8 protein-coding genes (1 of these 8 running past the window's edge) are annotated in these 9,757 nt (G+C 64.3%); 1 reads left to right on the forward strand and 7 read right to left on the reverse strand.

The annotated features are described in order from the left end of the window. Positions 1-5 precede the first annotated feature (5 nt). From AXW83_RS18880 to AXW83_RS18890, 3 genes are all read right to left on the reverse strand, one after another. Positions 6-881: an alpha/beta hydrolase gene (locus AXW83_RS18880; protein WP_066620830.1), complete on the reverse strand. Its 876-nt coding sequence runs from the start codon at positions 879-881 to the stop codon at positions 6-8. A gap of 85 nt (positions 882-966) precedes the next feature. Further along, positions 967-1,866 carry a DMT family transporter gene (locus AXW83_RS18885; protein ID WP_156640179.1) on the reverse strand — a complete coding sequence of 300 codons (900 nt, stop codon included), beginning with the start codon at positions 1,864-1,866 and terminating at the stop codon, positions 967-969. A gap of 253 nt (positions 1,867-2,119) precedes the next feature. After that, positions 2,120-3,154: an aspartate-semialdehyde dehydrogenase gene (locus AXW83_RS18890; RefSeq protein WP_066615910.1), complete on the reverse strand. Its 1,035-nt coding sequence runs from the start codon at positions 3,152-3,154 to the stop codon at positions 2,120-2,122. A gap of 521 nt (positions 3,155-3,675) precedes the next feature. Here AXW83_RS18890 and AXW83_RS18900 point away from each other — a divergent pair. Next, the gene (locus tag AXW83_RS18900) at positions 3,676-4,701 is read left to right on the forward strand and encodes a hypothetical protein (protein WP_156640181.1); all 1,026 of its coding nucleotides are present in this window, start codon (positions 3,676-3,678) and stop codon (positions 4,699-4,701) included. Here AXW83_RS18900 and AXW83_RS28275 read toward each other — a convergent pair. The 4 genes from AXW83_RS28275 to AXW83_RS18915 all read right to left on the reverse strand — a co-directional run. Next, positions 4,698-4,934, reverse strand: coding sequence for a cytochrome P450 (locus AXW83_RS28275; RefSeq protein WP_156640183.1), 237 nt, complete (start codon positions 4,932-4,934; stop codon positions 4,698-4,700). The two genes, AXW83_RS18900 and AXW83_RS28275, sit on opposite strands and share 4 nt — an antisense overlap. 140 nt (positions 4,935-5,074) lie before the next feature. Continuing rightward, positions 5,075-6,049, reverse strand: a complete 975-nt coding sequence (locus AXW83_RS18905; RefSeq protein ID WP_066615915.1) for a chemotaxis protein CheB — start codon at positions 6,047-6,049, stop codon at positions 5,075-5,077. 82 nt (positions 6,050-6,131) lie between these two features. Next, on the reverse strand, positions 6,132-6,509 hold the full coding sequence (locus tag AXW83_RS18910) for a response regulator (protein ID WP_066615917.1): 378 nt from the start codon (positions 6,507-6,509) through the stop codon (positions 6,132-6,134). Continuing rightward, on the reverse strand, positions 6,510-9,757 hold the 3' portion of the coding sequence (locus AXW83_RS18915; protein WP_066615919.1) for a chemotaxis protein CheB. Its footprint extends 259 nt past the window's final position; only the last 3,248 of its 3,507 coding nucleotides appear in the window; its start codon lies off the right edge, out of view — the gene reads right to left on this strand; the stop codon is at positions 6,510-6,512.

Here is a 9,757-nt window from a genome sequence, read left to right on the forward strand (position 1 = left end):
GGACCTCACCCGCCGGCGAAGCGGACGATGTCGTCGAGCGCGGGCGCGTTGCCGCGGAAGCTTTTACCCAGGGCCAGCAGGATGCCGGGATGGCCGATGCCGGGATAGGTCTTGACCTCGACGCGCATGCCCGCCGCCTTCACCTTTTTGGCCAGAGCATAGGTGTTGCGCGGCAGGACGGTGGTGTCGGCATCGCCCGTCGCGACGAAGACGCGCGGGGCGCCGGGGCGCACGAGATTGACCGGCTGCGTCTCGGCGAGCTTGGGATAGCGGCCGAAGGCCTCGACCGCGCGAGGATCGTCCAGCGGCAGGAAGTCGTAGGGACCGGCGAGTCCCGAGACGCTGTTGATCAGTCCCGGCCTGACACCGGCCCTGGCGCCGAAGCGCCGGTCGAGCGCGATCATCATGGCGTTGTAGGCGCCGGCGGAATGGCCACTGAGATGCATCCGTGCGGGGTCGCCGCCGTGGCCGGCGACATTGTCCTGGGCCCAGCGCAGCGCCGCCGCGCAGTCCTGCACGAAATCGGGGAAGCGCGCCTGCGGCACCAGCCGGTAGTCGGGCACGACCGTGACGAAGCCCCGCGAGGCGAAGGCATGGCCGACGAAGCCGTAATCGTTCTTCGAGCCGTTATTCCAGCCGCCGCCATAGATGAACATCATCACCGGGGCGCCGGCCGGCACATTCTGGGGAACATAGACGTCGAGGCGCTGGCGCGGGTCCGGGCTATAGGCGACATCGCGCGCGGCCAGCCTTGAGCCGCCATCGGCCGGCATCAGCGTGTTGATCGCGGTCAGTGGCGAGCAGGCCGCGAGCGAGCCGGAGCCCAGAGCGGCGAGAAGGCTTCTCCGGCTGAGACCGGAGGCGGAGAGATGATCTGTCATGGACGGCTCGCTTGCAGGGATCACGACCACAACGCCGCCGACGGCCAAACGGATGCATCGGCGAGGCCGATCCGCTGATTTTATGTCAGCCCAGTATCTGCCGCGCCCTGATGCGCTCGCGATGGGCGGTATAGAGGCCTGAAGCGGCGATGACGACCGCGCCGACCAGCGTCCAGAGATCGGGAAGCGCCGCGAAGATCCAGTAGCCCAGGATCGAAGCCCATAGCAGTTGCAGATAGGAGAACGGCGCAAGCAACGATGCGTCGGCAAAGCGGAAGGCCGACACCAGCAGCCAGTGGCCGACCGTCGAGGACACGCCGATAAAGAGCCCCATCAGCAGGAACGTCCATGTCAGCGGCTGCCAGACGAAGGGCACCCAAAGGCTGGACACGGCAAAGCCGATGATCGCCGAATAGGCGAGCGTCGTCAGCGGGCTTTCCGTCCGGCTCATCATCCGGGTAATGATCATCGCGAAGGCCCAGGACAGGGCCGAGGCCACCGGCAGGAGCGAAGCCGTCTGGAAACCGCTGCCGCCGGGCCGCACCACGATCAGCACGCCGATCAGGCCGACCAGGGTCGCCGTCCAGCGCCGCCAGCCGATCGTCTCGCCGAGCATCGGGATCGACAAGGCCGTGACGAAGAGCGGCGCGACGAAGCTGGAGGCCGTCGCATCCGCGATCGGCAGATGCTGCAGGCCCATCACGAACAGGATCGATGAGACGGTCACGCCGAGCCCGCGCAGGACCTGCAACCAAGGCCGCTGCGTCAGCAGCCGGCTGCGCCCGCCGGTACGCCAGACCAGCGCGAGCATGATCGCGGTGAAGGTCCCGTAGCGCAGCCAGATCACCTGCAGGGGCGACATCTCCGCCGTCAGCAGTTTGGAGACGACGTCGGCGGCGTTGAAGAAGATTCCGGTCACCAGCACCAGGCCGATCCCGCGCAGCGGGGCATCGCGCCGCAACGGCAGCGCGGCCCCTTTCGGCAAGGGAGTCGGTTCGGGGTGCGGAATATTCGGCAAGGAAGCGGCGTTTCCGGACGTCTTGGATTGCGTCGAACGTCTTGGGCGCGTCGACTTCAAGCGTCACATTAGCCGGACCCGCCTTCTTTCGCCCCGCAAATAACGAACGCCGCTCATGCAACGGCGTGCCGGAGCCGGGGCATCCTGGAAAAGGCGTGCGCCGAAAACAAAAAGGCGGACCGCAAGGCCCGCCTCGATGTCGTCGGCCGGGTCGAACGCCTCAGGCCGCCTTCTGCCGGGGCTGGATCAGCTTGCGGTTGATCAGCACTTCAGCGATCTGCACCGCGTTCAGCGCCGCGCCCTTGCGCAGATTGTCGGAGACGCACCAGAAGGCCAGGCCGTTCTCGACCGTCGCATCCTCGCGGATGCGGGAGATATAGGTCGCGTCCTCGCCGGCCGCCTCATGCGGGGTGATGTAGCCCCCAGGCTCGTGCTTGTCGATGACGAGAATACCGGGCGCCGTGCGCAGTACCTCGCGTGCCTCGTCGGCGGTGACAGGCTTCTCGCACTCGATGTTGACGCTCTCGGAATGGCTGATGAAGACCGGCACGCGCACGCAGGTCGCGGTCAGCTTGATCTTCGGATCGAGTATCTTCTTCGTCTCCGCCATCATCTTCCACTCTTCCTTGGTGAAACCGTCCTCCATGAAGACGTCGATCTGCGGAATGAGGTTGAAGGCGATGCGCTTGGGGAACTTCTTCGTGGTCATCTCGCCGGCGGCGAAGATCGAGCGGGTCTGGTTGAACAGCTCGTCCATCGCCTCCTTGCCGGCGCCGGAAACCGACTGGTAGGTCGAGACCACGACGCGCTTGATGACATAGCGGTCATGCAGCGGCTTCAGCGCAACGACGAGCTGGGCGGTCGAGCAGTTCGGATTGGCGATGATGTTCATCTTGGTGAAGCCCGCGACAGCCGCCGCGTTCACCTCGGGCACGATCAGCGGCACGTCGGGGTGCATCCGCCAGGCCGAGGAGTTGTCTATCACGACGCAGCCCTGCGCGCCGATCTTCGGCGACCATTCCTTCGAGACCTCCCCGCCCGCCGACATCAGGCAGATATCGGTGTCGGAGAAATCGTAATGCTCGAGCGCCTTTACCTTCAGCGTCCTGTCGCCGAAGGAGACCTCCGTTCCGATCGAGCGGGAGGAGGCGAGCGGCACCACCTCGCTGGCCGGAAAGGCCCGCTCGGCCAGGATGTCGAGCATTTCGTGGCCCACATTGCCCGTGGCGCCGACAACTGCGACCTTGAAGCTCATCGTGATGATCCTTTTGGATGGTAGCGAATGATCTCCCCGGGGGCGCCGGCCCGCCCTTCGAAGGGAGCGGTTCGGCTCTAGCCCCCGCCGGGGGGAGACAACCCGGAGACGAGGCGACGCGTCAGCGCGGCGTACCGGACAGGCCGGTCGCCGTTTTGGTCGTGCGTTTCGTCGTCCAACGGAGAGTCACAGAGCCAATTCCGGGAGATCTGGAGCATTCGCGCGCCGCCGGACGGTCGATCCGTCAGGCCAGCCCCCTTCGAAAACACCCGCCGTCGCGAAAAGTCAATCTCCGGCATCGTTTCCGACGATCGGCCGGCCGCGATTAACCCTGCTTCCTTACCGGCCGTTCACGCTGTTCCGAGCTTGCCCGTCCGCGGTAACCCGGCGGCGACCCGGCCCTCTTCAAATGGTCCCCGGGTGAGGTCGGCCGCGTGCGGGGATGCGCACGGTCGCTGGGGATGGGTGCGGCCGTGGGTCATTTTGCGTCTTATCGCGTCGAACGCCTGTGGCGACGGCTGTTGCCGCAGGTTCCGCTGCCACGCCTGGCTGGCGGCGGGCAGCCTTTTTCAGGCGGGCGCATTAGGCAGCGCCTCGGCGCCTTCGACGGAGCCGCCGCGCTCATCCGGCTCGCCGATCATATCGAGACCGGCCTTTCCGCCGGCCTGCGCTGGCTCGCCCGCACCTGCGGCCGGCATGGTCTGGGCTTGACGGCCGGACTGGCCTGGCGCGGTCTTGCTGCGCTGGCCGGCATCGGCATGGCAGCAGCACTGGTCACTGGTCTCTCGGCCGACGGCGACGACACGCGCCGGACAAGCCTGCCCACGGAGACCGGAGCGCAGGGCGCGCAAGATTTGCGCCGTGTCCGCGATGTGCGTCAGGAGCCTCGCGCCATCGCCTTCGGCAGCGAAGGGTGGGTCAGGATCGCCAAGCCGATCGCGCAGTTCGGACTGGAATCGCCCGAACTCGACCGTCAGCCTCCGACGTATGAGGCCCGACGCAGCGCCGATGGCGCGAGCCGCGAGGATACCCTCACCTTCGGCGGCTTCACAGAGTCCAGGCCTCATCTGCTGATGCGCCTGCTGACGGGCGGAAGTGATAGCGAACTCTCGCAACCGTTCATCATCGGGCTGGTGCGCCAGGCGGCGTTGCGCGGCATGTCCGTCCAGCGCAGCGGCGCGCCGACGACGATCGAGACCAAGTTCGGGCCGGTCGAGACGGCGGATGCGACCCTGAACGACGGCGAGACCAGCCGCGCCTGCATCGGCTTCCGGCATGGCGGTGCGGCGTCGGAACTGGGGCTGAGCGGCTGGTGGTGCGGCACGGTCCAGCGCCCGGCCGACAGGCAGCAGCTGATCTGTCTGGTCGAACGTCTCGACCTGCTGAGCGCGGGCGACGACCGCTCGCTGCGCGCGACCTTCGCCCGCACCGAACTCAACCGCCAGTCGGCCTGCCTGCCGCCGCGCCTTTCCAATACCGGCCGCAAGACCTCCTGGCTCGATGCCGACGGCCGCGCCCCGCCGCTCAAGACGGCCGCGCGGCGCTAGGAGCCGTGGAACTGACTGAAGCCACAAGATTGTCGCGGCGATCGTGACGATAGCGAGACAGAGTCGCCGAGTGATCGAGATGGCGTGACCGAGACCGTAGCCGAGAAAGTCACGGCAACGTCGTGCACGGGCACAAGTTCGAACTCCCGGATGACCGTGCTCAGGAAGCGGGTCAACAGATACTCGGCCTGATGGCGCCCGATGCAGTGTCGCGCTCCCGCGCCGAACGGCATGGCGCAAACAACATCAAACCTAGCCAAAAGCAGGATCGATCAAAGGCGTCTTCATAGACGGCCTCGCTTAGCCCGATTGCGCTATTCTGCGGTCTTACAGATATGTTTGCAGTGACAAGACAAATTGGGACGGGCGTCCGCTATCCCTTGAGCCCAGCGCCCGCCAATACTGCCGCGGAACCTCTGTATTCCTGCGCGCGTCCCTCAAACGTGGCGGCAGCGGCGGTTCTGCCTGCCTGAAGCGCGTCAAGCGCCATCTTTTCCATGAGAACCGCCCGCTCCCCGATGACCCGCAGGGCAATTCGCAAGGCCTCGTCGACGGAGCCCTCCTGCTCGTGAGCCAAGGCCTCGGCGGTGTAGCCATGCCCCACTTGGCAGCGGAAGCGTAGCGGAGAGCGTCTGATCTGCGACAATGTCCCTCCGCATCCGGGACAATTCAACGGGACCGGATCAGCTATTTCGGCGATGATGGGGGTATCGGACGGCCGTCCCATCGCGATCGCCACTTCAAGCGCGACGTTTGCGGGCGGAGCCAGCTCCGGTCCGGCCTCCTCTTGGACGAGGCGGATCAGGAGGGCGGCCAGATCACCGGCGGAGGCGCGATAATCCACGTCGCTTGCCAGTAACGCAGTTCGCGGCATCTCGCCTTCCACGGCATCGAGGGGACTCTGAACGACCGTCACACCCCCGCAACGCTTGAGATCCGCTAACCCGGAGGCGCCGTCATTCAGCATGCCCGAGAGCAGGACGCCGATCGCCCTGGGGCCAGCGCTGATCCCGGCCGACCGAAACAGGGGGTCGATCGCCGGCCGCGCCATATTCTCGCGCGGTCCGCTGCCCAATCGGATAAAGCGTCCATCGATCACAAGATGATGATCCGCAGGTGCCACATAGACACGTGCTGCCTGGAGCGGTTCGCCATCGACCGCGGTGCTTGCTGGAAGCGTTCCCTCGCTGTCCAGAATGCCGGCAAGGAGATTTTGATTGCCGGCTCCGACATGAACCGCGACGAGGACAGAAGCATGCAGATCAGCTGGCAACGCGCGGCAGATTTTCCGAATGACCTCGATCGAGCCTGCCGAGCCACCGATTGCGATGACATCGTGCTTTGCCATGTGACCTCCGCCGGTTGAGCGCGTTAATGGGACATTCAATGCAAAGGCCTGTCGCACCCTGCGGGTCTTTTGGACCTGCCCGCTAGACTTGGCTGCCCAGTAATTGCAGCACCCGATCCTCAAGCTCCTTCATGCTGTATGGCTTCGCCAAACGCGGGCGATCACGATGGCGTTCTTCGACCGCCCAATCGCTGTAGCCGCTGCAGAAGACGAACGGAATTGCCCTCTCGGCCAGGATATCCGCGACCTGGTAAGTGTTTCCGCCCCGAATGTTGACGTCGAGAATCGCAGCATCGATGGACGCTTCGGTGGCCAGCTGCAAGGCAGCGTCCAGTCTTGCCGCAGGGCCAATGACCTCGGCGCCGAGGTCAAGAAGCGTTTCCTCGATCATCAGAGCAATGGTCATCTCGTCTTCCACGACGAGCACCCGACGGCCTTCCGCAATGCGATGATCAGACATTCAGTCTTTCGTTGGTGCTGCCGGCAGGAGCTCTCCCACCTCCGAAGTGAAGGGCAGGACGATTGTGCATACCACGCCGCCTGGCGGAAAGCTGCGGAGCACCTCCGCATCAAACTCGAAACCCAGGGAGCGTTCGATCAAGGTGGTCCCGAAGCCTCTTCTCGCGGGCGCTCCCGGAACGGGGGGGCCGCCAGATTCGGTCCAGCTCAACCGCAACTGCCTATCGGGACTGCCTGTCACCGACCAGGAGACGGCAAGTTGGCCCTTGGGGTCCGACAACGAACCGTACTTCGCCGCGTTGCTGGCCAATTCGTGGATCGCCATTGCCACCGAGAGACCAGCCTTCGGAGTAAGAGCGATGGGGGGGCCGTCGATGCGGAGATCCCGACCTTGGTAAGGCTCCAGTTCGGTATCGACAAGATCGCGAAGAGTTCCGACGCTGCCTGCGCCGCGATTGGTGAGCAGGCTGTGGGCGCGGGTGATCGCTGCGATGCGGCCCGCGATTGTCTCGCTGAACGCTTCCGGTGAAGGATTTGCCTTGAGGGTCTGGGCGACGATCGAGGATACGATCGCCAGGATGTTCTTCACGCGGTGATCGAGCTCGCCTAGAAGCAAAGCGGCTCGTTCCTCGGCGCGCTTGCGTTCGTCGATTCCCAACGTGACCGAGATAACGCTGCTGGCGTGCCCATCGCTGTCACCAAGAACGGTGACGCTGTCATGCACCCACACGGTCGTTCCGTCCACGCGCCGAATGCGGTATTCGGCCTCAAATGGCTGTCCGTCGCCGGTCGCTTGGTTGAAGCGCTCGGTGATCTCCTTGGCTTCATCGGAATTGATGAGGTCCTGCCGGCGGAGCCGCTGCAATTCTCCCGCGGACCGACCGGCCATCTTCTCGAACGCTGTGTTAGTCAGAAGAAACTGGCCGGCGGCGTTCGTTTCGGCCACACCCACCGTAGCCTGGTTGACGATCGCGCTGAAGCGTCTCTCACTGACGCCTCTGGCCCGCTCGGCGTCCTTGCGCTCCGTCACGTCGATGAAGGTAATGACGACACCATCGACAACCCGCTCGATACTGCGGTACGGGCGGATGCGCATGACGAACGTTGCACCCCGGTCGTGCAGTTCGAGCTCGCGCTCCATGACGGTGAGCTCCCGCAGCACCTTCGCCACGTCGCGCCGCAGATCGTCATAGGCCAGCAGGCTGACGATATCCGTCAGAGGTCGGCCCCGATCGTTCTCCCGCAGGCTGAAGATGTCCGCCATGCCTGGGGTGAAGTTCTTGATCCGGAGATTTTCGTCGAGGAAGATCGTGGCGATTTGCGTGCTGTCCAGCAGGTTCTGCAGATCGCTGTTGAGGATAGAGAGAAGGTCGTTCTTCGCCATCATCTCGGCGTTGACCGTCTGCAGCTCCTCATTGATCGACTGCATTTCTTCCTTCGAGGTCTGCAGCTCCTCATTGGTAGACTGCAGTTCTTCGTTGACCGACTGGTACTCCTCAGCCGACGACTTCATTTCCTCGTTCGCTGTTTCGAGATCGCCTATCGTTGCGTGCAACTGCGCTCTCGCTGAGCGGAGCTCCTCGTCAGCAACCTGGGCTTCCGGGCTTCGCAAGCTCCCGTCTGCAGCCCGCGACGGCTCTACCGCCGCCGTGCGAATCTCCTGGAACGCAACGACGTAAACCTGTTCGCCGCCGGTGTTTTGCACCGGCTCGACGATAACGTTCAGCATGCGTTGCCGACCCTCGACGACAACGGACACGTTGTCGATCACCACCCCTTCTCCGGTCTGCACCACGGACTGCAACGCCGTACGAACCGCGATACGCAGGTTTTTGCGCAGGTTGGAAAGAAGGCTCAGGCTGGCAACGCCGGCGGAAGGTTCCAGGTATCTGGCAACTTCCCCGCCTGAATAACGCAGGATGTTGCTCTGGCGATCGACGACGAGGAACACGGGCGAGTGCCTCGCCAAGGCAATGCGTACGGCGCGATCGATCCGGTCCCCCGACTCCCGACCAAGGTCGCCGGCAAGGCGGTTCGGGGCGGGCGCCTGCGAGGGCATTGGCATGGTTGGGAACGCCGCATCCCCGTCCCGGCGCTGGAAGATGTGCGCGGCCTTGTCCCGAAGCGTGAAGAGCTGGGCGTGCGCGCTTATACCTTCCGATAGCCCAAGAAAAAGCAGGCCATTGGACTTTAGGGCATAGTGAAACGTGCGCAGGACACGATCCTGCAAGTCGACGTCCATGTAGATCATGACGTTGCGACAGGAAATGATGTCCAACCTGGAGAATGGTGGATCTTTCGTCACATTGTGGACGGAGAAGATACACATCCCGCGGATTTGCCGGGTCGGGCGGAACGCACCCTCGTCTTCATAAAACCAACGCTCAAGGCGTTCGGGTGAGATACCGGTGGTGCGCAGGTAGCGCCCCGTCCTGGCAATCTCGATAGCCTTGTCGTCGATGTCGGTGCCAAAGATCTGCACGTCCACAGGTGTGCCGCGCGCGTCGATTATCTCTCGAATAGTGATGGCGAGGCTGTAAACCTCCTCGCCGGTCGAACAGGCCGGCGCCCAGACACGCAGGGATTGCGCGCCTCCGTCGAGAATGGCGGCGATGGCCGCCGACAGGCCGTGAAAGGCCTCCGGGTCGCGGAAGAATTCAGTGACCCCGATGAGCAGGTCCCGGAACAGCAACTCCGGCTCCCCGGGGTCTTCCCGAAGAAACTTGATGTAGGCAGGGACGCTGTCGGTTTGCAGGACCTGCATGCGGCGCTGGATGCGGCGGGTGACCGTCTTGATCTTGTATTTCGCGAAATCGTGCCCCGTCTTGGCGCGCAGGACCGATAGAACAGTCGCCAGGTGCTCCGCGGCGTCGGTGCGCGTGCCGTCGCCGTCTTTGCGGTTCGCTACCCGGGTTAGGTGATCGCGGTAATCGATCAACTTGGCTGCCATCTCTTCTACGGGCAGCACATAATCGACAAGACCTGTCGCCACCGCGCTTTGCGGCATGCCCGGCATGGCATGGTGGTCGAATTCAGCTTGCGCGATCGTCAAGCCGCCGCTTTCCTTGACGGCAGCGAGCCCGGCCGACCCGTCGCTCCCCACGCCCGACAAGATGATCGAAACGGCATTGTCGCCCTGGTCTTTGGCGAGGGATGCGAAGAAGGAATCGATGGGCCGACGATTTGCCCGTGGTGGCGCGGGTTTGAGAACGCGCAAGTGGCCGGCTTCGATCGTCAAGGTAGCGTCCG

This window comes from Bosea sp. PAMC 26642, from assembly GCF_001562255.1.
In the GTDB taxonomy this organism is placed as follows: domain Bacteria; phylum Pseudomonadota; class Alphaproteobacteria; order Rhizobiales; family Beijerinckiaceae; genus Allobosea.

Excerpts from the sequence above, each read along its gene's own strand:
- AXW83_RS18905 (WP_066615915.1), bottom strand. The coding sequence starts at position 6,049 with ATGGCAAAGCACGATGTCATCGCAATCGGTGGCTCGGCAGGCTCGATC.
- AXW83_RS18910 (WP_066615917.1), bottom strand. The coding sequence starts at position 6,509 with ATGTCTGATCATCGCATTGCGGAAGGCCGTCGGGTGCTCGTCGTGGAA.
- AXW83_RS28275 (WP_156640183.1), bottom strand. The coding sequence starts at position 4,934 with ATGCCGTTCGGCGCGGGAGCGCGACACTGCATCGGGCGCCATCAGGCC.
- AXW83_RS18890 (WP_066615910.1), bottom strand. The coding sequence starts at position 3,154 with ATGAGCTTCAAGGTCGCAGTTGTCGGCGCCACGGGCAATGTGGGCCAC.
- AXW83_RS18880 (WP_066620830.1), bottom strand. The coding sequence starts at position 881 with ATGACAGATCATCTCTCCGCCTCCGGTCTCAGCCGGAGAAGCCTTCTC.